This is a genomic window from Micromonospora sp. NPDC023737, assembly GCF_040639715.1.
In the GTDB taxonomy this organism is placed as follows: Bacteria; Actinomycetota; Actinomycetes; order Mycobacteriales; family Micromonosporaceae; genus Micromonospora.
In genome coordinates, this window is record NZ_JBFAAL010000001.1 from 1,111,339 (window position 1) to 1,133,799 (window position 22,461).

A 22,461-nucleotide genomic window follows, 5' to 3' on the forward strand; every position below is an offset into this window, starting at 1 on the left:
TCGCACCAGCCACGGGCACAGCCACGCCGTCGTGCCGCACGCACCGGCGGGTACGTCAAAGACGATCGCGCTGTCAGCTTGCCGACTACGCATCCAAAAATGTCCGCTCCCACTTACCGCATCGACGGAACTCCACCCGTGACTCACTGCACCGACGACGCAAGGCCGTGAAAGTCCACCGGGGAGTAGCCGATCGGTCATGTGCCGTAATAGGCGACCCTAGTAGCGTTTGACGCCCGAGCCATCCATTGACTGGTCTCACATTCCACTCAGGAGTTCCGATGGCGTTTCTGGATCACCGGCGGACCTGGCAGTTCACGGTCCAAGCGACACCCCAGGACTGCGTCGAGGCGTTCATCACCGGACTGACGACCAACAAGCTGCTGCGGCTGCTCGGCTCGAAATGGGACGTACGCCGGAAGGTCGTCGCGGGCTTGCCGTCGGCGGCGGGCCTCTACCGCGGCCGCACGGGCGCCGGCGCGGCGGCGGCGATCCTGTCCCGCCGCTCCGACGAGGAGCGGCAGGCGGCCCTGGGATCCGAGTTGAGCTTCCGGATCACCGGCCACGACGCGGAGAGCGGTCGGACCCGCTGCGCGATGGCCCTCACACGGTCGACCCAGGTGATGTTCTTCTTCATCGCGGACGCACGATTCCTACGGGCCGCGATGAATCGAGTCGCCGCCCAATTGCGATCGGTCGACCCGACCATGACCATCACCAAAGTGTGACAGCGGTCGAGCGAAGGAAAGCCGGAATCCGTGTCGCGGAATCAACGGGGGAATCGCATGTTCGTCGGCCGTGACCGTCAAGCCGAAGTTCACCAGCTGGAAGATTTGTTCGATCAGGTCCGGGCGACCTCGCGGCCCCACCTCACGGTCTTCTCCGCGCCGCCCGGCTGGGGCAAGACGCGGGTCGTGCAGGAGTTCTACCGCGCTCTCGCGGCACGCCAACCTGATCCTCGGTACTGGCCGCCGGCCCTGGTGCCGCGCGCCGACGAGTCGGCGAACGGCTTCGTCGCCCTCACCGCGGAACGGAAGACCGTCCGGCATCGGCAGTTGGAGATACCGGCCGAGGCGCAGATCCCCTGGTTGTGGCTGGCACCCGCGTCCGGGCGGCTCGGCGACGGATCACCGGCGCCGATACTCGACAACCTCACGAACCAGATCACCCGGCATCTGCCGCACCTGCTCAACCGGCTCGAACGTAGGAAGTTGCTCGCTCGCTCCACGTACCGCCTCATCGCCGCCGTACTCCCCCTGCCCGACATCCTCGAACTCGCCGAGACGGTCGCGGACGTCGGCGACGAGCTGATTCAGGCGCACGCCGAGTGGCGCCGTGAGCGGCGGGCCGGCCAGGGGCCACGACGGGTCGACTACGGGGACGAGATCGACCGCGGCGCGCAGGTGTACCAGCTGCTCCGGACGTTGATCGATTCGAGCGGCGAGGAGGACCGGCTGCCGATCGTGCTGGTCTTGGACGACGCCCACAACCTCGACCCGGCGGCGGTCTCCCTGGTCGCCAACGCGCTCACCGGTGACCTGCCGTTGATGGCCATCGCCACGACCTGGCCCGAGCGGCTCGCCGGCTCCGACGAGCCCTTTCCCCGCTACCTCGCGGGGGCCAGCACTTCCCTGCAGATCCGGACGGTGCAGCTGGGCCGGTTGACCGACGACGACCTGATCTCGTACGTGTTGGCCGGTCACCCGTCGACCGACCCGCAGATCGCCGCCCGGCTGGCCGAACGCGCGGACGGCAACCCGTACGCGCTGCGTCTGCTCCTCGACGCGCCCCGGCTGCGCGCCGTCACCCGGGGCGGCCGCATCGCGCTGCACGCCCAGGACGTGGCCCAGCTCGATGGCGGCCTCAACAGCCTGCTCGCCCAGCACTGGGCGGAGCTGTCCCTGGGGGTACGGCAGGTGCTCGTGGCCGCCGCCCTGCTCGGCGAGTCGTTCCTCGACCACGTACTCGTCGCCGGGCTCGGACGCGTCCGGTCGTCCGAAGGGCTGGACGCCGCGATCGCCTCCTCCTGGATCAGACCGACCGACAGCACGACGGGCACGCTGGAGTTCGTCGAGCGGCTGCGGTTCCGGGTCGCGAAGGACAACGTGGAGGACACGCTCTCACCGGAGGAGCGAACGAAGATCCTCGGCGGCGCGCTCTCCGCCGTCCACGCGCTGCTCGCCGACGACGACCCCTCCGACGCCCGGCGGGTGCTGCTCACCCTGCACGTGACGCTCGCCCTCGCCGGCGTGGAGAACGATCTGCAGAAGGCGGCGGCGAGCGCCTACGAGATCGCCGACGGCATGCGCAGCCAGCACCGCCGCGCGGACGCGATCAGGTACCTCCAGCACGCCGTGAGCTGGCTCGAGGACTCGGGGCACACGGGCAGCCGCGAGCACATCCGCTGCCTGCTCGCGCTGAGCGCGGTGGAGCGGATCGAGTATGACCGGGCACGTGGTGAGGCGTCGGCGGAACGCGCGTTGAAGCTCGCGGACACCCACTCGGCACCCGACGACGAGCAACGGATCAGCGCCCGCTGCGTGCTGGCGTGGGCGCGCCGCCGTCGCGCGGAACCGACGGTGTACGCGTCCAGCGGGGCCCTCATCGACGAGGCCAACCGCATGCTGGAGGAGCTGCCGGCGCCGTCACCCGGTCTGATCCGCGAAGTCGCGGCGGCGCGCGCGGCCCTGGCGGCCAGCGACGGCGACCACGAGCGGGCGCTCGCGCTCCAGCGCGTCGTGTTGGCCCGGTGCGAAAACGACTTCGGGCGGTTGCACCGCTACACCCTCGGCGCACTGGAGGACGTCGCCTTCCAGTCGTTGCGAGTGGGTGCCGTCGACGACGCGATCGCCGCCCGCCGGCAGGTGCTGGCCCGGCGCACCGAGCTGATCGGCCGGATGGGGCAGTTGCAGACGGCCTCGGCCCGCAACAACCTCGCCTTCACGCTGCTTCAGCTGGACGACGACCGGTCGCTCGCAGAAGCCGATCAGCTCGCCAACGAGGCGTACGAGATGTGGTGCCGGGCATACGGCACCGACGGCATTCCCACCCAGCGGGCCCGGTTGGTGCGGTCACGGGCGTGGATCCGGCAGGGTCTGCTCCGGGAGACGCGCGGTGATGAGGCCGCCGCGGAGGAGCTCTTCTCCCGGGCGCTGGTGGAGACCACCGCCGTCGTCGCCCTCCGGCGGGACCGGGGACCCGAGTCCCTGGCGATCGCGCTCCAGCGGCACGGGATGGCCCTGGCCGCAAAGCGGGACCCGGCCGCCATCGGCCAGTTTGAGGCCGCGCTCGACCTGCACAGCCGGCAGCTACGGCGGGACCGGAGCTTCTGGCTCGTCCGCCAGTGCGCGGTGGACCTGCACCGCGCCCACGTGCGACTCGGTCGCCGCGCCGAGGCGCAGGCCGTGGCCCGGCTGTACCGGCTGCCGCAGGGCTGAATGGACGAACGAGGTGGCGGTGTCCCGACGGCTCGGGACACCGCCACCTCGGCGGAGCGGGTCAGCCGGCGGCGGTCACCGTCTCAGGCTCGGCGCTCGGCTCCTCGGTGAGCCACATCGGCTGCCAGTCCGTCATCTCGTTGTAGCGGCGCAGCTCGTACAGGCCGCTCAACGACCCGGCCCAGCCCGCGTACGGCGGCTGCGCCTCGTCGAAGCCGCTCTGCACGAAGGTGAGCTTGGTCTTCCCGTGGGACTCGGCCAGCTCCCAGGTGGTGACGCCGCCGGGACCCCAGTCGACGGAGATCTTCCGGCCCGGGTCCAGGTCGACGACCTTCGCGGCGTGACCCGACTCGAACCCACCCATGGCGTAGCGGCCGCCGACCCACGGCTCGATGCCGATCGGGTGGCCGAACCAGGCGCTGGCCTGCTCGGAGTCGGTCAGCGACGTGAACACCTTGGCCATCGGCGCGTCGATGACGATCTCGCCGCGCATCTCGGTGGAGGTGAAGTCGACCTTCGGCAGCAGCGGCCGGCCGTCCAGGTGCAGGGCGAGGTTGGCGGTGGAGAGGCACCAGTACGTCTGCAACACCCCGCGGATCCCGCCGCTGATCACGTCGGCGAAGTCCCAGTGGCTCTGGCTCACGCTGAGGAACGTCGAGTCGGCGCTCTCGGCCCGCAGCCGGAACTCGGTGGTGGTCTCCACCCCGTCGAGCGTCCACGCGAAGCGCAGCGTCTCGTCGTCGACGTGCAGCGGGCGCTGGTGCGGCGCGTCACCCTCGGGCGTGTAGCGGCCCCAGAACTCGTACCGCTGGGGCAGCTCGACCTCGGCGTGCTCGGCCAGCCAGACGCGCAGCTCGGCGGCGTCGGTCAGGGCCCGGCGAACGGCCTCGACGGGGGCGGCGAGGCGGGCGTGCAGCTTCATCGGTTCACTCACGGTCTTTCCCCTTCGGGTAGCAGGCCACGGCGAGCTTGAACGCATCTCCCTCGGCGCCGCCGTAGCGGGTGAAAAGGTCCTGCAGAGTGGTCTGCAGGTCGTGCAGGAACTGCTGGCGTTGCTCGGCCGGCACGCGGATCTCGCCCGACACGCCGACCGAGGGCAGCTCGGGCGCGGCCCGATCGAGGGCGGCGATGTCGGACTGGACCTCCTCCATGAGGTCGAGGAGGTAGCCCAGGCTGAGCTCGTCGCGAGCCCGGCGCAGCCCGATGCGACCCACCAGCCGGGGTGAGAGCCAGTAGGACCGGGCGGCGGCCTGGTAGATGCCCTCGGTGATGCCGCGGACCTTGCGCTCGGCGACCAGGTCGACGAGGCCGGCCGCAACCAACTGCTTGACGTGGTAGTAGACGCGTTGCGGCGTCTGCTCCAGCCGGGCGGCCACCTCGGTGCAGGTGCGCGGCTCGGCCAGCTGCCGCAACACCTCCACGCGCTGCGGCTTGAGCAGAGTCTCGGCCTGCTCGATCTGTTCCAGGTACAGGACATCTCTCATGGCAAAATCAGTTTGTACGTACAAAACTTGTTTGTCAATCGGTTCGACGAAAGGCCGCGCGTGTCGCGCGGCCTTTCGTGCGGATCAGGCGCCGGTCACGGCAGCCAGTCCGGACGCAGCGGATAGCCGTTGCTCCCGTCCGGGTTGTTGCGGGTGGCCAGCACCTGGTGCAGCTGGATGTTGTTGCGCTCGAACGCGAGCCGCGACCCGGCCATGTAGAGCCCCCACACGCGCGCGGTCCCAACGCCCACCTCGGAGACGCAGAAGTCCCAGTGCTCGACGAGGTTGCGACACCAGCCCGCCAACGTCAGCGCGTAGTGCTGCCGCAGGTTCTCCTCGTGGTGCACCTCCAGCCCGGCGTCGTGCACCTCGCTGATCAACCGGCCCGGCCCGGCCAATTCACCGTCCGGGAAGACGTACCGGTCGATGAACGCGCCGGACCGGTGCGGAGCCCGGTTGTCCGCCCGGGTGATGCAGTGGTTCAGCAGCCGCCCGCCCGGACGCAGCCGGTCGCGCAGCGCCCCGAAGTAGGCCGGGTAGTTTCGCACCCCGATGTGTTCGGTCAGCCCGATCGACGAGATCGCGTCGAACTCCTCGGATGGCGCGTCCCGGTAGTCCATGTGCCGCACCTCGGCCAGCTCGCTCAGGCCTTCCCGCTCGATCGCCGCCTGCGCCCACTCGGCCTGCGCCTTCGACAGCGTCACACCGAGCGCCTTGACGCCGTACTCGCGAGCCGCGTGCCGGACCATCCCGCCCCAGCCGCAGCCCACGTCGAGCAGCCGCATCCCCGGCTTGAGCGCCAGCTTCGCGGCGACCAGGTCGTACTTCGACGCCTGGGCCTGCTCCAGCGTGTCGTCCGGAGAGCGGAAGACCGCGCAGGTGTACGTCATCGACGGGCCGAGCACCCGCTCGTAGAACGCGTTCGAGACGTCGTAGTGGTGCGAGATCGCGGAGCTGTCGCGGGAACGGGAGTGCCGCAGCCCGCTCATCACCCGCTTCCAACGCGGCTGTGCCTCCTGCGGCGGGGCGGGCGGCGGCCGCAGCCGCTCCCAGCCCAGCCCGCGTACCAGCGTCAGCGCCTCGCTCAACGCCGGCAGGCGCAGCCGCACATCGTCTCTGAGCACCCGGAACGCCTCGTACGGGTCGCCCGGATGCACCCCCTCCAGCCCCAGGTCGCCGCTGACGTACGCGCGGGCCATACCCAGGTCACCCGGAGCGGTGAGCAGGTAGGACAGCCCCCGCTCGGAGCGGACGGCCAGCGTGATCCCGGCGTCGGCCGGGCCGACGGCGCTGCCGTCGTAGCCGGTTATCCGTATCGGCAGGTCGCCGATGGTCACCGCGCGGACCACGTCCGCCACGGTCGTACGCGACCGCCGGCCCCCCGCCGGCGGCGTGTCGGGGACGCTGGTGGCCCCCTGGTCACGATCGGTCAGGCTCATGCTCTCGCCACCGCCTTCTCGTACAGTCCGGTGAGCCGGTGCTCCGGGTCGTAGCGGTCCCGGACGGTGCGCCACGTCGCGCCGCCGTAGAGCCGCTCGAAGGAGTCCCGGTCGTAGTACGCGTCGGAGTAGAGCGACTTGTGCCCGCCCATCTCCGACACCACGCGTTCGATCAACCGGTTGACGTCACCGTCGGTGGCGCCCTCGGCGATCGGCACGCTCCCCCAGAAACCGATGTTGACGTAGTCCTGGCCCGGCCGCAGCGGATACAGCGGCCAGGACCGGGTCGAGCCGGGACCCGCCGGCTCACGGAGTCGCAACGGGCAGAGCCAGACCGGGGTCATCCCGACCGCGCCCGCGAACCAGCGCAGGAAGTCGGCCGTCCGCTCCAATGGGATCTCCACGTCCTGCACCACCCGTTCGCGGGCGGGCCGGCCGCGTAGCCGCTCGATCCGGGCGGCGACACCGTGGCGGTGCTCGAGCCGGACCAGGCGGTGGTAGACGTCGCTGCGCCGGTAGCGCGCGGGCCAGAGCCGGCGCACCACGGGGTGCTGCACGCCGAACGCCGAGGAACACCAGAACCAGTCGGTGTCCCAGCGCCAGAGATAGTCGTACGTGGTGAGCGTGTCCCGGACGCGCCGGCGCAGCGACCGGTAGTAGATGTCCTGCCCGGTGTAGTCGCTGGGCCGCTCGCTCTCGTCGGTGAAGGTGCCGAACACCAGGTACGCCTCGCCGGGGCTGAACATCACCCCGTCCATCGCGTCCACCGGCACCCCGTCCCAGGATCGGGTGGCGGTCACCTCGGCGACCGCGTCGGTGAGCGCCTCCAGCCGGGTGAACCGTACGTTGCGCAACGCCACGTACCGCCGCACCGGCTGGAGTTCGATGCGCAGCCGGGTGGCGTAGCCGAGGCTGCCCATCGAGTTCGGGAAGGCCGCGAAGAGGTCGGCGTGCTCGCCGTCGGGGCGAGCGGTGACGATCTCGCCGGAGCCGGTGAGCACGTCCAACTCGGTGACCGACTCGTGTGGCAGGCCGTTGCGGAACGACGTCGACTCGATGCCCAGCCCGGTGACCGCGCCGCCCAGCGTGATGGTGCGCAGCTGCGGCACTACCAGCGGCATCAGCCCGTGCGGGAGGGTCGCGTCGACCAGGTTCTCGTAGGTGCACATGCCCTGCACGTCGGCCGTGCGGGCGGTCGGATCGACCGAGATGACCCCGGTCAACCCGCTCACGTCGAGCCCCGGCGTCCGCACCTCGGTACGCGGCCGGAACAGGTTCGAGGTGCGTTTGGCGAGCCGGATCGGCTCGCCGGACGGCACCGCCGCGTACGAGCGTCGCAGCGTCGTCACCGCACTGTCATGGTCGACCGATTGAAGATCCACACGGACCGCGCCCATGTGATCACTCTACGCCCGATGACGGCAACGGCACCGGATGTCCACGTTGGCCTTTTCACACTTCCCACCAGCCCGCCACGAGTTACGGTGCACCACATGCCGTCACCCGCGCTCGCCGCCCTCGACGCCGCCGGCCTGCCGTACCGGGTGATCCGGCACGGGGCGGTGGCCAGCCTCGCGGAGGCCGCCGCCGTACGCGGGGTCGAGGTCCCCGACGTGGTGAAGACGATCGTGGTGCGCCGTGGCCCGGACGATTACCTCTTCGTGCTCACCCCCGGCGGCCGTGTCATCTCCTGGCCGAAGCTGCGCACCCTGCTCGGCGTCAACCGCATCTCCATGCCGGACGCGGCGACCGCCAAGGCCGTCACCGGCTACGAGCGCGGCACCATCACCCCGTTCGGCGCGACCACGGCCTGGGCGGTGATCGCCGACGAACGGGTACGCGGCAGGACCATCACCCTCGGCGCGGGCGAGCACGGGGTGGCCGTGGCGGTGGACGCCGACGCGGCGCTCGACGTGCTGGGCGCCACCGTCGCCGACGTCACCGACCCGGAGCCCACCCGCTGACCCGATCCCGGCCGGCACCCCGGGTACGCCTCGGGGCGCGGGCAAGATCAGTGGTCGCGAGCGGGCCGGGCGACATAGCGTGGAACGCATGCCGAAAGCCGTCTGGAACGACCTGGTCATCGCCGAGAGCGACGACACCGTCGTGGTCGAGGGAAACCACTACTTCCCCCGCTCCGCGCTGCGCGACGACGTGATCCGCGAGTCCGACACCCACACGGTCTGCCCGTGGAAGGGCACCGCGTCGTACTACTCCCTGGAGCACGACGGGCGCAAGAGCGCCGACGCGGTCTGGTACTACCCGGACCCGAAGCCGGATGCCGAGATGGTCCGCGACCGGGTGGCCTTCTGGAAGGACGTCCGAGTCGTCGAGTGACCGTCCGTGCGGCGCGGGGTCACCGTTCGTCGGCGACCCCGCGCCGCTTCCGGCACCACCGCCGGAAACCCCGGTCAGCCCCGGTAGCGCCACACCCTGGGTGCGGCCGGTCCGGCGGTGACCAGCGCCGCGGCGGGCACGACCCCACCCGGGCGGCGGCGCAGCGACAGCGACAGCGCCGCCGCGCCGATGGCCAGCGCCCCGGCGACGTACCAGGCGAGCGTGTAGTCCCCGAGCCGGTCACGCACCACCCCCGCCGCGCTGGCGGCGAGTGCCGCGCCGAGCTGGTGGGAGGCGAAGACCCAGCCGAAGACGACCGGCGCGGCGGCGCCGAAGTACTCGCGGCAGAGCGCGACGGTCGGCGGCACGGTGGCCACCCAGTCCAGCCCGTAGAAGACGATGAAGACGAGCATGCTCGGCTCGGTCGAGCCGCCGAAGAGACTCGGCAGCAGGAGCAGCGACACGCCGCGCAGCGCGTAGTAGACGCCGAGCAGCAGCCGGCTGTCGACCCGGTCGGTGAGCCAGCCGGAGAGAATCGTGCCGACGATGTCGAAGAGCCCGACGAGCGCCAGCAGGCTGGCCGCCGTGGTCTCCGACATGCCGTGGTCGTGCGCGGCCGGCACGAAGTGCGTACCGACCAGGCCGTTGGTGGTCGCGCCGCAGATCCCGAACCCGCCGGCCAGCAGCCAGAACGGCCGTGTCCGGACGGCCTGGGTGAGGGCGCCGACCGCGCGGGCGGCGGCCCCGCCGGTCGTGGGCGGAGGCGGGGTGACCTCGGTCGCACCGTAGGCGGGCAGACCGAGATCCGCCGGGTGCTCCCGTAACAGCCAGACCACCAGCGGTACGACCGCCAGCGCGGCCCCGGCCACGACGAGCGCCGCCACGCGCCAACCGTGGTCGCGCACGAGCACGGCGAGGATCGGCAGGAAGACCAGCTGCCCGGCCGCGCCGCCGGCGGTGAGCACCCCGGTGACGAGGCCGCGATGCCTGACGAACCAGCGCCCGGTCACGGTGGCCGCGAAGGCCAGCGCCATCGAACCGGTGCCGAGCCCGACCAGGACCCCCCAGCAGAGGACGAGCTGCCAGCTCGCGGTCATGAAAACGGTGAGGCCGCTGCCCGCGGTGACCAGCAGCAGAGCGACGGCGACCACCCGCCGGATGCCGAAGCGCTCCATCAACGCGGCGGCGAACGGCGCGGTGAGCCCGTAGAGCAGCAGGTTGACCGAGACGGCGGCGGAAATGGTGGCGAGCGGCCAACGGAACTCGGCGTGCAGCGGGTGCAGCAGCACCGACGGGGTGGCGCGGAAGCCGGCCGCGCCGACCAGGGCGACGAAGGCGACGGCGGCGACGATCCAGGCGGGATGTGGGCGGCGTGTGGTCACGCAATGAGTCTCGGCAGCGGCCACCCCGGCGGCGAGTGGCCGGAAAGCCATCATGCGCAATAATCGGGCCATGACCACTTCCCGGCACCGGATCGCCGTGCTCGCCCTCGATCACGTCGTCGGTCTCGACCTCGGCACCCCCGCCCAGGTCTTCGGGACCGCCCGCGACGCCGACGGGCGACGCGCCTACTCCGTCGAGGTCTGCACCCCGGGCCGCCGTCCGGTCCGTGCCACCCCCGGCTTCCAGGTGCTCCCCGAGTACGGCCTGGAACTGCTGGAGACCGCCGACACGGTGATCGTGCCCGGCATCCACGCCGGACCGGCCGTGACCGACGGCACGATCGAAACCGAGGTGTCCACGGCACTGCGCGGCGCGTACGAGCGGGGAGCCCGCATCATGTCGATCTGCACCGGCGCCTTCGTGCTCGCCGCCGCCGGGCTGCTCGACGGCCGCCGGGCCACGACCCACTGGGCGCACGCCGAAGAGTTCCGCCGGCTCCACCCGGACGTCGACCTCGACCCCGAGGTGCTGTTCGTCGACGACGACCGGGTCCTCACCTCGGCCGGGGTCGCCGCCGGGATCGACCTCTGCCTGCACGTCATCCGCACCGACCACGGCAGCGAGGTGGCCAACCGGGCGGCCCGCAGCTGTGTGGTCCCGCCGTGGCGGGAGGGCGGCCAGGCCCAGTACATCGAACGGCCGGTGCCGAAGGTGGCCGACAGCAGCACCGCCGCCGCCCGCGAGTGGGCCCGGCAGCGACTTCACGAGCCGGTCAGCCTGCGCGAGATGGCCGAACGGTCCCGGATGAGTGTGCGTACCTTCACCCGGCGGTTCCGCTCCGAGACCGGGCTCAGCCCGGCACAGTGGCTGCTCCAGCAGCGCACCGACCACGCCAGGCTGCTGCTGGAGACCACCGACCTGGGCATCGACCAGGTGGCCCGCCGCGCCGGCTTCGGCACCGCCGCCGCCCTGCGCCAGCAACTGCACCAACGCCTCGGCGTGGCCCCGTCCACATACCGCCGCACCTTCCGCCAGCCGGCACCGGCCGAACCGACGCCCGCCTGAGCACGGGAAGCCGGCGGGTGCGGTCAGCCGGCGCGCAGCATGCGCAGCTGCGCGAGATGCTTCGGAAGGTGCACGGTGGTGTGCAGGTCGAGAGTCCTGCCCCAGGGCAGGACGTCGTCGACCCGCAGGTCGAAGCCCTCGCGCAGGTGGGTCTCGACCGGGGTCTCCGCAGCCAGCCCGAGCCGGTCGGTGAGCGCGCAGAGCTTCCCGCTGGTGGCGCGGAGCAGGGTGGCCAGTCCGTTCAAGCCATCATGCTCCGCGACCAGGGCGTCCACCTGCGGGCGGTGGATGGTCTCCAGGTCGTAGTAGGCGAACGGCGAGCCGGCCAGCACCGCCTCGGTCGCCTCGACCATCAACTCGTCGTTGGCGGCCAGGTGCGCCACGATCTGCTCGGCGCTCAGCTGACCGGCGGGCGGCGCACCGAAACCGCCCGCGTCGACCTCGGCGAGCACCGCCTCGTACGCGCCCCGCAGCCGCCCGCTCTCCACCAAAACAGTCAACCCCGCGCCGCCCCGCCGAGCACACGATTGTGGTGGCCGGTTCACCCGGACGGGCGCCCCCGCCACCCCAACTCGCGTGATCGACGACGTGCGGCGTCAGCGGCGGCGCTGGCGTGAGCGCAGGTAGTCGGAGACGACGTACTCGCCGAGATCGTCCGGATCGGGAGTGAACATCCGGCCCTTCGAACGGCGGGCCACCGCGTCGACGAAGCGGCGCAGCCCCGGGTCGTCGCCCAGCATGAACAGGTTCAGCGTCGCCCGGTACCGGGCCAGGCGGTCCACCTCGCGGATCGTCGCCTCGATCGTCTCCGGCAACGGTGGCCAGTGGAAGTACGCCTCCCCGTCGTCCGGGTCCAGGTGTGCGGTCGGCTCCCCGTCGGTCACCACCAACACCACCGGCTCGGCGTCCGGGTGCCGGCGCAGGTGCCGGCCCGCCAGCCGGAGGGCATGCTGGAGATTGGTCCCCTGCTCCATGTCCGGCTCGACCGCCGCGAGCTCCTGCTGGGTCAGCGGCATCGCCTCCCGGCCGAACCCGATGATCTGAAGCGCGTCCTGCGGGAACCGGGTCGCCATCAGGTGCGACAGGGCCAGAGCGGTCTGCTTCATCGGCCCCCAGCGCCCCTGCGAGATCATCGAGTACGACAGGTCGACGCAGAGCGCCACCGCCGCCGAGGCGCGCCGCTCGGTCTCCACCACCTCGAAGTCCTCGACCGCGAGCTGCACGGGCACCGACGGACCAGCCCGGCGTACCGCCCGGGTGAGGGTGCGCACCACGTCCAGCGGCTGCTCGTCGCCGTACTCCCAGGGCCGGGAGGCGCCACTCACCTCGCCGGCGGCGCCCGCCGAGCGCAGGTCGTGCTGACCCCGTGGCCCGGCCGTCAGGTCGGCGAAGACCCGCCGCAGCGCGGTACCGCCGAGCCGGCGCAGCGCCTTCGGGCTCAGCGTCAGGCCCTCGGCGTCGCGGGTCACCCAGCCCTGCCGGCGCAGCTCCCGCTCCAGCTCCCGCAGCCGGCGTACGTCGTCGGCCGCGTCCCGCCCGAGGGTACGGGCGACCGCCTCCACGTCGACGTCGTCCAGCGTCGCCCCGGGATGCTCCTGGTCGAGCTGGTCGAGCAGGTCGTCCAGCTCGGCGATCTCGTCGAGCACCCCGGTCGCCTCGCCGTAGCCGAGCGGCTGCTCTCCCCGGACCCGCTCGCCCCGTCCCCAGCCCAGGTCGGGCCGTAGCGCCCGCAGGTGCGCGTCGAGCTGCGACATCTCCCCCGCCAGCTGCTCGCCGAGCGACTGCTGCATCAGCCCGGCCAGCTCCTCGCGCTGCCGGTCCGACAGGGAGCGCATCAGCCGTTCCCCGGCGGCCGCCCGGCGGGCCAGTGCGTCGATCAGCTCGTCGACGTCCTTCGGCTGCTCCGGGAAGAACTCGCCGTGCCGGCGCATGAACTCGGCGAACGCGTCGCCGGTGTCCTCCGACCGGGCGTGCCGGGCCAGCAGGTCGTTCAGGTCGTGCATCATCTCGCCGAGCCGCTGCTGGGCCTCCGGGTCCGCGGTCGCGCGGACCGCGTCCCGCAGGCCGGCGAACCGCTGCCCGAGCACGTCGTCGCGAAGCCCGTCGAGGATCTGCTGGTACGACCGGCGGGCCTCCTCGCTGGCCCACTGGTAGCCGGACAGCTCCTGCACCGCCCGGGCCGTGGAGCGGGGCAGGTTGTCCAGCACCGTCTCGGCGAACCGCGCGGCGTCGTCGTCCCGGCCGCGCAGCTCGTCCCGCTCGGCCGCGAGTGCCTGGTCGAGCAGGGCCTGTGACCGGGTCACCGCCCCGTCCAGGTCGCCCCGGCGCAGCGCCTGCCGGCGCATCCGCCGCGCCCGGGCGGCCAACTCGTCCAGGCCGCGCCGCCCGTTGGGGCCCCGGCGCAGCAGGTCACGCAGCGTCTCCCGCAGGCTGCCGCCGGCCAGCACCTCGGCGCCGACGGCATCGACAGCCTCACGTACGTCGTACGGGGGCGCGAGCGGATCCGGTCCGCCGCGCCACTGCCCGTACCGGAACCGGTTGCCGGCCACGCTCAGCTCCGGCCGCCGTAGACGGTGCGGCCGGACTCCGTCACGTCCTTGCCCAGCCGGCGGGTCAGGTGCAGCCCCTCCAGCACGAACTCGACGCCGGCGGCAGCCTCCGCCGGGATGGGCGCATCGCCCATCCCGAGCCGGTCCAGCACCTTCGCGAGCCCCGGCACGGTGCCCACCTGCCGCAGCAGGCTGGCGGAACCGACCAGCTCGCCGGTCTCGATCACGGTGCCCTCGGCGACCAGATCGGTGAAGCCGGAGAGGTCCAGCCCGGCCAGCCGGGCCCGGAACGTCTCCGCGGTCGCGGTACGCAGCAGGTGGGCCAGGATCTCGATCTCCCGCCCCTCCTCGCCGCTCTCGAACTCGACCTTCCCGCGCAGCGTGGACGTCACCGAGACGGCGTCGCCGATCCGCGCCACCGGGGCCTCGGGGCGTGCCGCCTCGTCATCCGGTCCGGGGGCGAGCAGGGACGCCCGGCGTAGCGCGGCGGCAGCCACGGTCTCGGCGGCGGCGATCGCGAACCGGGCGGACACACCGGAACGCGGGTCCACCGACGGCGACTCGCGCACCGCGCGGGCGAACCGGGCCAGCACCTCCAGCACGTGCTCCGGCACCTCGGCGACCAGGTCGGCCTCCTGCCGGATGAGGGCCAGCTCCAGCTCCAGGTCGACCGGGTAGTGGGTGCGGATCTCCGCGCCGAAGCGGTCCTTGAGCGGCGTGATGATCCGGCCGCGGTTCGTGTAGTCCTCCGGGTTGGCGCTGGCCACCAGGAGCAGGTCCAGCGGCAGCCGCAGCTGGTAGCCACGCACCTGGATGTCGCGCTCCTCCAGCACGTTGAGCAGCGCCACCTGGATCCGCTCGGCCAGGTCGGGCAGCTCGTTGACGGCGAAGATGCCACGGTTCGTCCGCGGCACCAGGCCGAAGTGGATCGTCTCGGGGTCACCGAGGGTCCGGCCCTCGGCGATCCGGATCGGGTCGACGTCGCCGATCAGGTCGCCCACGCTGGTGTCCGGCGTGGCGAGCTTCTCGCCGTACCGCATCGATCGGTGCAGCCAGCCGACCGGAAGGTCGTCGCCGGCCTCGGCGACCTGGGCACGGGACGCCGGGGTGAGCGGGTGCATGGGGTGCTCGTTGAGCACCGAGCCCGCGATGACCGGGGTCCACTCGTCGAGCAGCGCGCCGAGGGAGCGGATCAGTCGGGTCTTGCCCTGGCCGCGCTCGCCGAGGAGCACTAGGTCATGCCCGGCGAGCAGGGCCCGCTCGACCTCGGGCAGGACGGTGTCCTCGTAGCCGACGATGCCGGGGAACCGGTCGGCGCCGGTACGCATCCGGGCGATCAGGTTGTCGCGGAGTTCCTGCTTGACGGTGCGGTATCGGTGACCGGCCGCCCGCAGCTCGCCGAGCGTACGGGGCAGGTCGACCGGTGGAACCGGGATTACCGGGTTGGGCGCAGTCACCCGACCCACGCTAGCGCGGTGCGGCTGGGGGCGCCCGCGCGTTGCCGGGTACCCCCACTCCCACCCTGGCTCAGCCGCGACCGCAGCGCCGGCAGGCTTCCCGGCGGCGCAGGTGGTACGCGTACGTGGCCGCGCCGAGCGCCACGCCCCACACCGGCCACAGCAGGGCCGGCGCGCTGGCCAGTTTGAAGCCCTCGTTCATCGGCCAGAACTGCGGGTCGCTCATGAGTCCGAGTGTGGCCGCGGTCACCGCCACCGACACGACGGCCGCCGGAATCACGGCGAGCTTCACGGGCACCCGCCGGCCGGCCAGGCCGAGCATCCAGCGGGGGAACCGTTCGCCCCAGCGCTGGACCAGGCCGAGGGTGAGCACCGCCCCGACGGTGGCGAAGGCACCAAGCCCGAACCCGGCCCAGACCAGTCCGGTCTCCCGCATCTCGGTGAGGAACTCGCGGGAGATCCCGAGCGGGACGCCGGCGGCCCAGGCGAAGCGGGTCGAGGCGTACGCCAGCGGGATGGCCGCCGCGATGCCGACCGCCCACCGCCCCCAGCGGGCGGCGGCGCTCGGAGTGGTCCAGCCCCGCTCGCCGCGGCCACGACCGCAGGCCACGCACACCCCGGCGGTGCGGCGCTGCCAGACCAGCACGGCGCCGGCGAGCAGCAACCCGCCGATCGCGGCGGCGAAGCGGGCGAAGAGCGCCCAGCTGAAGATCTCCGCGTAGTCGACCGGCGGCCAGCCGAACGGCGCGCCGATGATCAGCATGGGGGCGTAGCCGAGGATGACCAGGATGCGGGCGTCCGGGACGACGAGGGCCAGGACGGCCGCCGCCGCCCAGCCGTAGCCGGCGAGCAGTATCCGCAGCGGGCGGGACGGACGCCCGGTCGGGCGGCTCATGGCCAGCGCGGCGACCGCCGCGGTGAGCAGGAGAGCGGCGAACAGCGGCGGTCCGAAGCGGACGGGGACCAGCCGCAGCAGATTCACGTCGCCGTGCGGGTCGTTCGCACCGAACGGGTAGCCGGCGCCGGTGATCGTGCCGAGCAGGGCCAGGAGACCCCAAAGGCCCAGCCAGCCGGCCGCCAGCGGGGCGAGCCGGTCGGGCCGGCGGGTGCCCGGGTGAGGCGGTGCATCGAGGATTGTCATGTCCTCAGCGTCGGCTCGCGCGGCCCGGGGACCCTCCCGTGCCCCGGGGAACCTGTTCCCCCTCCCGGGGGAGCCGGAACTCCCCCGGACCTCGGTGTCCTCGTGGAACCCGTCGCACCGGTCAGCCGGCCGGGGTGACGAAACCGGACTCGTACGCGGCGATGACGGCCTGGGTACGGTCCCGCACCGCCAGTTTGGCCAGCACGTTGCCGACGTGGGTCTTCACCGTCTCCACCCCGACCACGAGGCGCGCGGCGATCTCCGGATTGGACAGTCCGGCGACCATCAACCGCAGCACCTCGGCCTCCCGCTCGGTCAGCCGGGCCGCGCGTAGCCCGTCCCCACCCTGCCCGCCGTACGCGCCCACGAGCCGCCGGATCGCCGCCGGGAACAGCAGGGACTCGCCGGCGGCGACCACCCGCACCGCCTCCACCACCTCGGCCGGTCGCGCCCGCTTCAGCAGGAACCCGCTGGCGCCGGCACGCAGCGCGTCGTAGACGTACTCGTCGTTGGCGAAGGTGGTGACGACCAGCACCCGGGGTGGCTCGGTGGAGGCAGCCAGCAGATGCCGGGTGGCCTGAATGCCGTCGATGCCCGGCATACGGACGTCCATCAACACCACCGCGGGCCGGTGCCGGGCGACCAGCGGCAGCACCTCGGCACCGTCCGCGGCCTCGGCGAGCACCCGCAGGTCGGGCTGGGCGTCGATGATCGCGCGCAGCCCGACCCGGATCAGCTCGTCGTCGTCGACGATCAGCACTCCGATGCTCACGGCGCCTCCCGGTACGGCAGTCGCACACCGATGCGCCACCGGCCACCCGCCGGTCCGGCGGCGAGCTGGCCGCCGAGCAGCAGCACCCGTTCCCGCATGCCGTCCAGGCCACGGCCACCCCCACCCTGGTCGGGGCGGCGCGGCGCGGGCAGCAGCTCGTTGACCAGCTCCAGCTCCAGCGCGTCCGGCCCGACGTGGAGCCGCAGCTCGACCGGCCCCCGGGCGTAGCGCGCCGCGTTGGTCAGCGCCTCCTGCACGATCCGGTACCCCTCCCGGGAGACCGCCGCCGGCACGGCCGCCGGGTCGCCGGTACGGCGCTCGTCCACCGGCAGGCCCGCCGCACGGGTGTCCGCCACCAGCCGGTCCAGGTCGACGAGCGTACGCTGCGGCACCGGTGCGGGCCGACCGTGTTCGGGCTCCCGCAGCACCCCGAGCACGTGGTCGAGGTCGTCCATGGCGGCCCGGCCGGCCTCCTCGATGGCGGCCAACGCCCGGCGGACGAACTCCGGGTCGGTGTCCAGCACCGATCGAGCAGCCCCGGCTTGCAGGGTCGCCACGGTGAGCGCGTGGCCGACGGAGTCGTGCAGTTCCCTCGCCAGTCGGTTGCGCTCGGCGAGCCGGGTAGCGCGGGCCTCCAGCGCGGCGATCCGCTCGGCCTGCGCCGGCCCGAGCAGCACCGGCGCCATCGTCGCGGCCAGCGCGCCGAGCCCGGCGACCGCGTAGCCGAGGCCGACGAGCAGCAGCACGCCGGTGAGGGTGAGCCAGCCCGTGTCCCGCCCGTCGAGCGGGCCGAACCGTTCCTCCCGCAGCAGTTCCCCGCCGATGCCGAACTGCTGGGCGATGAACGCCAGCGCCATCGGCACCGCCATGAGCAGGGCGACGATCAGCAGTCCACCGACCACCAGGTGGGTGGCGATCCAGAGGGCGGCGCGCAGCCGGGTCTCCCGGTCGGCCCCTTGGGTGGGCGCGGGTTCCGGCAGGTCCACGCCGAGCAGTGCCCGGGCCGCCGCGATCTCCAACGCGCGGCTCCCGTCGAGCAGCAGCGGCACTCCGGCGATCAGCGCGGCGACCAGGAGCAGGCCGAGCGTCAGTGGCCAGGGGGTCGGCGTCCCGGTGAAGACCTGCCGGAACGCGACCACGAGCAGCACGTACGGCAGCACGAGCACGCCGCCGAGCAGCAGGAACACGCCGCGCCGCCAGGTGCTGGCGGCGACCAGCGGTGCCAGGGGCCTCATCGACTCATTCTCAGGCCGGCGCACCGCGCGGCGACTCCCCCGCGCCGGGGAGATCTATCGGTGCTCGCGCACGTACCCCTGGGGGTCCTTGTCGTGGAAGACCAGGTTGCGGCCGTTCTTGTGCTCGCCGTAGAAGGTCAACCATCGGTGGCCCAGTTCGGCCCGCAGCTCGGCGCCGGCGTGTCGGCGGAAGTCGGGCAGCGCCTCGTCCTCCTCTTCAGCGAGGTGCTCGCTGTTCTCCCGGCGGGCCCGCCAGACCGCCGCCCACCACTCGTCGGAGCCCACCGGGTGCAGCTTGGACTCCGCGATCGCGTCCCGGATCTTGTTGTGGTCGCCCACCGCGTCGACCGTCTCGGCCTCGCCGTCGTCACCGTGCCGCACGAGGTGCGGGTAGAGGATCGCCTCCTCGGCCTCGGCATGGATGTCGAGGTGCAGGGCGAGCGCCTCCCAGATGCCCAGCAACTCCTGCTCGTCCCGCGCGTCGTCCAGCCGCGCGAACCCACGCCGGAACGCGGCGTGGTCATCCATGATCATGGCGGTGATGTCGTCCATCTGGCTCCCCGTTCTCTTGCCGGCGTGGTGGTCAACTCCGCGCCGGCCGGGCGGGTGACGCCGGCCGCCGCGACCTGGTCAGCGCCGCTCGGCAGCTCGCCGCCACCCGGCATAGGCTCATGATCGTGAACTATCTCGCCGCGGACGACCGCTACCACACCATGACCTACCGGAGAAGCGGCCGCAGCGGCCTGCGGCTGCCCGCCATCTCCCTCGGCCTGTGGCACAACTTCGGCCCCGACCGCCCGTACGAGCGGCAGCGAGACATCGTCCGCCGCGCGTTCGACCTCGGAGTCACCCACTTCGATCTGGCCAACAACTACGGCCCGCCGCCCGGCACCGCCGAGGAGAACTTCGGCCGCATGCTGGCCACCGATCTCAAGCCGTACCGCGACGAGCTGGTCATCTCCAGCAAGGCCGGCTACCTCATGTGGCCCGGCCCGTACGGGGAGTGGGGCTCCCGCAAATACCTGATCTCGTCGCTCGACCAGTCGCTGCGCCGGATGGGTCTGGAGTACGTCGACATCTTCTACTCGCACCGGTTCGACCCGGACACTCCACTGGAGGAGACGATGGGCGCGCTGGACGCCATCGTCCGCTCCGGCAAGGCGCTCTACGTCGGCATCTCCAACTACAACTCCGAGCAGACCGCCCGCGCCGCCGCGATCCTGCGCGACCTGGGTACGCCGCTGCTGATCAACCAGCCGTCGTACTCGATGCTCAACCGGTGGACCGAGACCGACGGCCTGCTGGACACACTGGAGGAGGCCGGGGCCGGCTGCATCGCGTACAGCCCGCTGGCGCAGGGCCTGCTCACCGACCGCTACCTGGGCGGCATCCCGTCCGACTCCCGGGTACGCACCAGCGTCTTCCTCAATGAGAGCGACCTCGATGAGAAGCGGATGGCGACCGTCCGAGCGCTCGGCGCGATCGCCGAGCGACGCGGCCAGTCGCTGGCCCAGCTCGCCCTCGCCTGGGCGCTGCGCGACCCGCGGATGACCAGCCTGATCATCGGGGCGAGCAGCGTGCCGCAGTTGGAGGCCAACGTCGCCGCGCTGAACAACCTCGACTTCAGCGCCGAGGAGCTGGCCGAGATCGACCGCCACCTCGGCTGAGCGGACCCAGGGGTGTCGGTAGGGGGCGGGGAATCTGGGGCCGAGCCCCGGCGTTGATACCGGCGGAACCGAAGACCCCACCCCGAGGAGGGTCCGAGATGAAGGTACGTAGCTCCCTGCGCTCGCTGAAGCAGAAGCCGGGTTCGACCGTGGTGCGCCGGCACGGCCGGGTGGTCGTGGTGAACCGCGCGAACCCGCAGTGGAAGGGCCGCCAGGGCTGAATTGACGCAAACGGCGCCGTCGCGAGCAGCGACGGCGCCGTTGTCGTATCCCCCGTCACCGCATCGGCGCCGTCGTGAGCAGCGACGGCGCCGTTGTCGTATCCCCCGTCACCGCATTGGCGCCGTCGTGAGCAGCGACGGCGCCAATGTCGTCTTCGGGCCCCGAATCCTCCCGAGAGGGTGCATAGGTGACGTCGCGGCACGCCGCCCCCAGAGGTGGCGTCCGGGCGAGGCGTGGCGCGGCTGGAGCGGGACGCGCCGGCTGCGCGACTCAGGCGGTGGCACCGCCATCGACGACCAGGTCATGCCCAACGACGAAGCTGGCGTCCTCCGACGCTAGCCAGACAACGGTGGCGGCCACTTCGGCGGGGTCGCTGACACGTCCAGCGGGCACAGCGGATTTGATACGGGCGTCGCGGTCGGCCTGACCTTCGCCGGGCCGGTACGACATGGGGGTGTCGCTCGCGCCGGGGCTGATGGCGTTGATCCGGATGCCGTCGGCGATGTGATCGCGTGCTGCGGTCCGAGTCAGCACGCTGACGGCAGCCTTGGAAGCGGCGTAGGCGGCGAGGCCAGGGCGGCGTCCGTGGGCGCCGATGTTGGAGGCCATGTTGACGATGACGCCACCACCGTTGCCCCGCATGTGGGCGATCTCATGCTTCATCGTCAGGAAGACCCCGGTCAGGTTGGTGTCCAGCACCGCCCGCCAGGTGTCCTCGTCGAGATCGGCTACCGGAGCGCTCGTGCCGAAGATGCCGGCGCTGTTGAACGCGACGTGCAGTCCGCCATGCCGGCGTACGACCTCGGCGATCATTGCCGCAACCTGGTCGCTGTCGGTGACGTCGGCCGTGACCCAGTCGACCTTGCCCCTGCGGGCATCGATCCGGGCGGCGGTTTCAGCCAACTTGCCCGCATTGCGCCCGACGAGCACCACGCTGGCACCAAGGCCGGCGAAGGCCTGTGCGGTGGCCCCGGCGATGACTCCGGCTCCGCCGGTGATCAGGACGACCTTGCCGTCGAATCGTGCGCTCATGATCAAGTGCTCTCCTCATTACTGGCCGGATTCGTAGCCGCGGTACTGATGGCGCGACCCACGGCGATAGCGGTACGCCGAACGACCCCTGGCCCGCGGCGCCGTCACCAGGGCCCGCTGCCCCCGTTCAGGTGCCGGAGATGCCAGATGACATTCGAGACCGATCGGTCCGGATACCGTGCCACTGTCGAGCCGGGCCCGTGGAGCGCGTCAGCCGAGCACTGAGACGGCGATCCGGGCCGCATCACGCAGTCGCACACCGGCGTCGGGCGCCCGCCCGAGCACCCGTACTCCCTGGAAGAAGACCAGCAGGAACCGCGCCAGCGCCCGAGGGTCGGCCTCGGGCGGCACCTCGCCCTGCGCTCTGGCCCGCAGCAACGCCGAGGTCAGCGCCGTCTCCAGATGGGCCCAGCTGGCCTCCACCAGCCGCGCCACCCGCTCCTCCCGGCCGGCGAGTTCGACCGCGCTGTTGACGACCATGCAGCCCAGCTGCCGCTCGTCCTCGGCCGCCTCCGTCACATACCGGTCCACCAGCGCCCGAACCGCCGGCAACACGGGCCCCGGCTGCGACAGCTCCGTCATGATCTTCGGATCGGTGGCGTCCAGATACCGCCGCAGCGCCAGGGCGTAGAAGTCCTGCTTACTGCCGAAGGTCGCGTAGATGCTCGCCCTGGCGATGCCCAGATGTTCGACCAGATCCGTCATCGACGTCGCCTCGTATCCGCGCTCCCAGAACAGCTCGAGCGCCCGCTGCAACACCGCGTCCGGATCGAACGCCTTCCTCCTCGCCACCTGCGGGACCTTACCCTATCCAGAATGATCGGTCTAAAACGGCGTCCTGCTCCGCCACCCGATGCTGGCCGGCGATCACTGCGAGGAGCTGTCCGGCAGCTACGTGACCGCGGGCCTGCGCTACCGGATCCGGGGCCGACCCTCACGGTCGGCGAGCGCGTGCCGGGCCACGGCCAGATCGCCGGCGACAGCCCCGGCGAGGCGTGGCCGGGACGGTATCCGGCCCAGCAGGACCACCTCCGGCAGAGGTCTTCCACGCCGGTCGCCGCTCGCTCAGTGACCGCCGCGATCCCCTGCGCCGGCGCGCACTGCCGTAGCGCAGCGCCAACGTCGTCGAGCAGCACCCGCCCAGGATCGGCCGGGTCAGCGCGGCCGGGCCGGCCCCGCCGCTACGCCCGGCTCGGCGGAACGCGGCAGCCGCGACGGGCTCGACTTACGAGAGGTATTTC

At 72.2% G+C, this 22,461-nt stretch carries 21 protein-coding genes; 7 read left to right on the forward strand and 14 right to left on the reverse strand.

Features of this window, described 5'->3' with window-relative positions:
- Positions 1–281: 281 nt before the first annotated feature.
- Both AB0F98_RS04940 and AB0F98_RS04945 read left to right on the forward strand, forming a co-directional pair.
- Positions 282–728, forward strand: coding sequence for a hypothetical protein (locus AB0F98_RS04940; protein WP_357728718.1), 447 nt, complete (start codon positions 282–284; stop codon positions 726–728).
- Between the two features lie 105 nt (positions 729–833).
- The gene (locus tag AB0F98_RS04945; protein WP_357728721.1) at positions 834–3,437 is read left to right on the forward strand and encodes a hypothetical protein; all 2,604 of its coding nucleotides are present in this window, start codon (positions 834–836) and stop codon (positions 3,435–3,437) included.
- A gap of 61 nt (positions 3,438–3,498) precedes the next feature.
- Here AB0F98_RS04945 and AB0F98_RS04950 read toward each other — a convergent pair whose 3' ends face one another.
- The 4 genes from AB0F98_RS04950 to AB0F98_RS04965 all read right to left on the reverse strand — a co-directional run bounded on the left by AB0F98_RS04950 (position 3,499) and on the right by AB0F98_RS04965 (position 7,757).
- Positions 3,499–4,371: an SRPBCC family protein gene (locus AB0F98_RS04950; RefSeq protein WP_357728723.1), complete on the reverse strand. Its 873-nt coding sequence runs from the start codon at positions 4,369–4,371 to the stop codon at positions 3,499–3,501.
- Positions 4,364–4,921, reverse strand: a complete 558-nt coding sequence (locus AB0F98_RS04955; protein WP_357728726.1) for a helix-turn-helix domain-containing protein — start codon at positions 4,919–4,921, stop codon at positions 4,364–4,366. Before AB0F98_RS04955 ends, AB0F98_RS04950 begins: the two co-directional genes overlap by 8 nt.
- A 95-nt stretch (positions 4,922–5,016) precedes the next feature.
- Positions 5,017–6,360, reverse strand: a complete 1,344-nt coding sequence (locus tag AB0F98_RS04960; RefSeq protein ID WP_357728729.1) for a class I SAM-dependent methyltransferase — start codon at positions 6,358–6,360, stop codon at positions 5,017–5,019.
- Entirely contained in the window at positions 6,357–7,757 is a 1,401-nt protein-coding gene (locus tag AB0F98_RS04965) for an FAD-binding oxidoreductase (protein WP_357728732.1), read from the reverse strand. Before AB0F98_RS04965 ends, AB0F98_RS04960 begins: the two co-directional genes overlap by 4 nt.
- A gap of 96 nt (positions 7,758–7,853) precedes the next feature.
- Between AB0F98_RS04965 and AB0F98_RS04970 the strand changes: the two genes are divergently transcribed.
- Positions 7,854–8,324, forward strand: coding sequence for a YbaK/EbsC family protein (locus tag AB0F98_RS04970; protein ID WP_357728735.1), 471 nt, complete (start codon positions 7,854–7,856; stop codon positions 8,322–8,324).
- Between the two features lie 88 nt (positions 8,325–8,412).
- Positions 8,413–8,697 (forward strand): DUF427 domain-containing protein, encoded by a 285-nt coding sequence (locus AB0F98_RS04975; protein WP_357728737.1) that lies wholly within the window; start codon positions 8,413–8,415, stop codon positions 8,695–8,697.
- Between the two features lie 74 nt (positions 8,698–8,771).
- On the opposite strand, the gene AB0F98_RS04980 is transcribed toward AB0F98_RS04975, so the two are convergent.
- The gene (locus AB0F98_RS04980) at positions 8,772–10,079 is read right to left on the reverse strand and encodes an MFS transporter (RefSeq protein ID WP_357728739.1); all 1,308 of its coding nucleotides are present in this window, start codon (positions 10,077–10,079) and stop codon (positions 8,772–8,774) included.
- Between the two features lie 52 nt (positions 10,080–10,131).
- Between AB0F98_RS04980 and AB0F98_RS04985 the strand changes: the two genes are divergently transcribed.
- Entirely contained in the window at positions 10,132–11,145 is a 1,014-nt protein-coding gene (locus tag AB0F98_RS04985; protein WP_357728742.1) for a DJ-1/PfpI family protein, read from the forward strand.
- 23 nt (positions 11,146–11,168) lie between these two features.
- On the opposite strand, the gene AB0F98_RS04990 is transcribed toward AB0F98_RS04985, so the two are convergent.
- The 7 genes from AB0F98_RS04990 to AB0F98_RS05020 form a co-directional block, all read right to left on the reverse strand.
- Positions 11,169–11,633 (reverse strand): hypothetical protein, encoded by a 465-nt coding sequence (locus tag AB0F98_RS04990; RefSeq protein WP_357728745.1) that lies wholly within the window; start codon positions 11,631–11,633, stop codon positions 11,169–11,171.
- A gap of 108 nt (positions 11,634–11,741) precedes the next feature.
- Positions 11,742–13,694, reverse strand: a complete 1,953-nt coding sequence (locus AB0F98_RS04995; RefSeq protein WP_357728748.1) for a VWA domain-containing protein — start codon at positions 13,692–13,694, stop codon at positions 11,742–11,744.
- A 2-nt stretch (positions 13,695–13,696) separates the two neighbouring features.
- Positions 13,697–15,160, reverse strand: coding sequence for a sigma 54-interacting transcriptional regulator (locus AB0F98_RS05000; protein ID WP_357728751.1), 1,464 nt, complete (start codon positions 15,158–15,160; stop codon positions 13,697–13,699).
- A gap of 61 nt (positions 15,161–15,221) precedes the next feature.
- Positions 15,222–16,292, reverse strand: a complete 1,071-nt coding sequence (locus AB0F98_RS05005; protein ID WP_357728754.1) for a hypothetical protein — start codon at positions 16,290–16,292, stop codon at positions 15,222–15,224.
- Positions 16,293–16,413: 121 nt separating this feature from the next.
- Positions 16,414–17,064, reverse strand: a complete 651-nt coding sequence (locus AB0F98_RS05010; protein WP_357728757.1) for a response regulator transcription factor — start codon at positions 17,062–17,064, stop codon at positions 16,414–16,416.
- Positions 17,061–18,299, reverse strand: coding sequence for a histidine kinase (locus AB0F98_RS05015; RefSeq protein ID WP_357728760.1), 1,239 nt, complete (start codon positions 18,297–18,299; stop codon positions 17,061–17,063). Before AB0F98_RS05015 ends, AB0F98_RS05010 begins: the two co-directional genes overlap by 4 nt.
- A gap of 54 nt (positions 18,300–18,353) precedes the next feature.
- Positions 18,354–18,851: a hemerythrin domain-containing protein gene (locus AB0F98_RS05020; protein ID WP_357728763.1), complete on the reverse strand. Its 498-nt coding sequence runs from the start codon at positions 18,849–18,851 to the stop codon at positions 18,354–18,356.
- 119 nt (positions 18,852–18,970) lie between these two features.
- On the opposite strand from AB0F98_RS05020, the gene mgrA reads away from it, so the two are divergent.
- Both mgrA and AB0F98_RS05030 read left to right on the forward strand, forming a co-directional pair.
- Positions 18,971–19,966 (forward strand): L-glyceraldehyde 3-phosphate reductase, encoded by a 996-nt coding sequence (gene mgrA / locus AB0F98_RS05025; protein ID WP_357728766.1) that lies wholly within the window; start codon positions 18,971–18,973, stop codon positions 19,964–19,966.
- Positions 19,967–20,064: 98 nt separating this feature from the next.
- The gene (locus tag AB0F98_RS05030) at positions 20,065–20,187 is read left to right on the forward strand and encodes a 50S ribosomal protein L36 (RefSeq protein ID WP_132346848.1); all 123 of its coding nucleotides are present in this window, start codon (positions 20,065–20,067) and stop codon (positions 20,185–20,187) included.
- A 271-nt stretch (positions 20,188–20,458) separates the two neighbouring features.
- Here AB0F98_RS05030 and AB0F98_RS05035 read toward each other — a convergent pair whose 3' ends face one another.
- Positions 20,459–21,220, reverse strand: coding sequence for an SDR family oxidoreductase (locus AB0F98_RS05035; RefSeq protein WP_357728769.1), 762 nt, complete (start codon positions 21,218–21,220; stop codon positions 20,459–20,461).
- Positions 21,221–21,430: 210 nt separating this feature from the next.
- Positions 21,431–22,012 carry a TetR/AcrR family transcriptional regulator gene (locus tag AB0F98_RS05040; protein ID WP_357728771.1) on the reverse strand — a complete coding sequence of 194 codons (582 nt, stop codon included), beginning with the start codon at positions 22,010–22,012 and terminating at the stop codon, positions 21,431–21,433.
- Positions 22,013–22,461: the final 449 nt, after the last annotated feature.

Bases quoted from the DNA above. Each gene is read 5' to 3' on its own strand.
- AB0F98_RS04940 (WP_357728718.1), top strand. From the start codon at position 282: ATGGCGTTTCTGGATCACCGGCGGACCTGGCAGTTCACGGTCCAAGCG.
- AB0F98_RS04955 (WP_357728726.1), bottom strand. From the start codon at position 4,921: ATGAGAGATGTCCTGTACCTGGAACAGATCGAGCAGGCCGAGACTCTG.
- AB0F98_RS04960 (WP_357728729.1), bottom strand. From the start codon at position 6,360: ATGAGCCTGACCGATCGTGACCAGGGGGCCACCAGCGTCCCCGACACG.
- AB0F98_RS04965 (WP_357728732.1), bottom strand. From the start codon at position 7,757: ATGGGCGCGGTCCGTGTGGATCTTCAATCGGTCGACCATGACAGTGCG.
- AB0F98_RS04970 (WP_357728735.1), top strand. From the start codon at position 7,854: ATGCCGTCACCCGCGCTCGCCGCCCTCGACGCCGCCGGCCTGCCGTAC.
- AB0F98_RS04975 (WP_357728737.1), top strand. From the start codon at position 8,413: ATGCCGAAAGCCGTCTGGAACGACCTGGTCATCGCCGAGAGCGACGAC.
- AB0F98_RS04985 (WP_357728742.1), top strand. From the start codon at position 10,132: ATGCGCAATAATCGGGCCATGACCACTTCCCGGCACCGGATCGCCGTG.
- AB0F98_RS05005 (WP_357728754.1), bottom strand. From the start codon at position 16,292: ATGACAATCCTCGATGCACCGCCTCACCCGGGCACCCGCCGGCCCGAC.
- AB0F98_RS05015 (WP_357728760.1), bottom strand. From the start codon at position 18,299: ATGAGGCCCCTGGCACCGCTGGTCGCCGCCAGCACCTGGCGGCGCGGC.
- AB0F98_RS05020 (WP_357728763.1), bottom strand. From the start codon at position 18,851: ATGGACGACATCACCGCCATGATCATGGATGACCACGCCGCGTTCCGG.
- mgrA (WP_357728766.1), top strand. From the start codon at position 18,971: ATGATCGTGAACTATCTCGCCGCGGACGACCGCTACCACACCATGACC.
- AB0F98_RS05030 (WP_132346848.1), top strand. From the start codon at position 20,065: ATGAAGGTACGTAGCTCCCTGCGCTCGCTGAAGCAGAAGCCGGGTTCG.
- AB0F98_RS05035 (WP_357728769.1), bottom strand. From the start codon at position 21,220: ATGAGCGCACGATTCGACGGCAAGGTCGTCCTGATCACCGGCGGAGCC.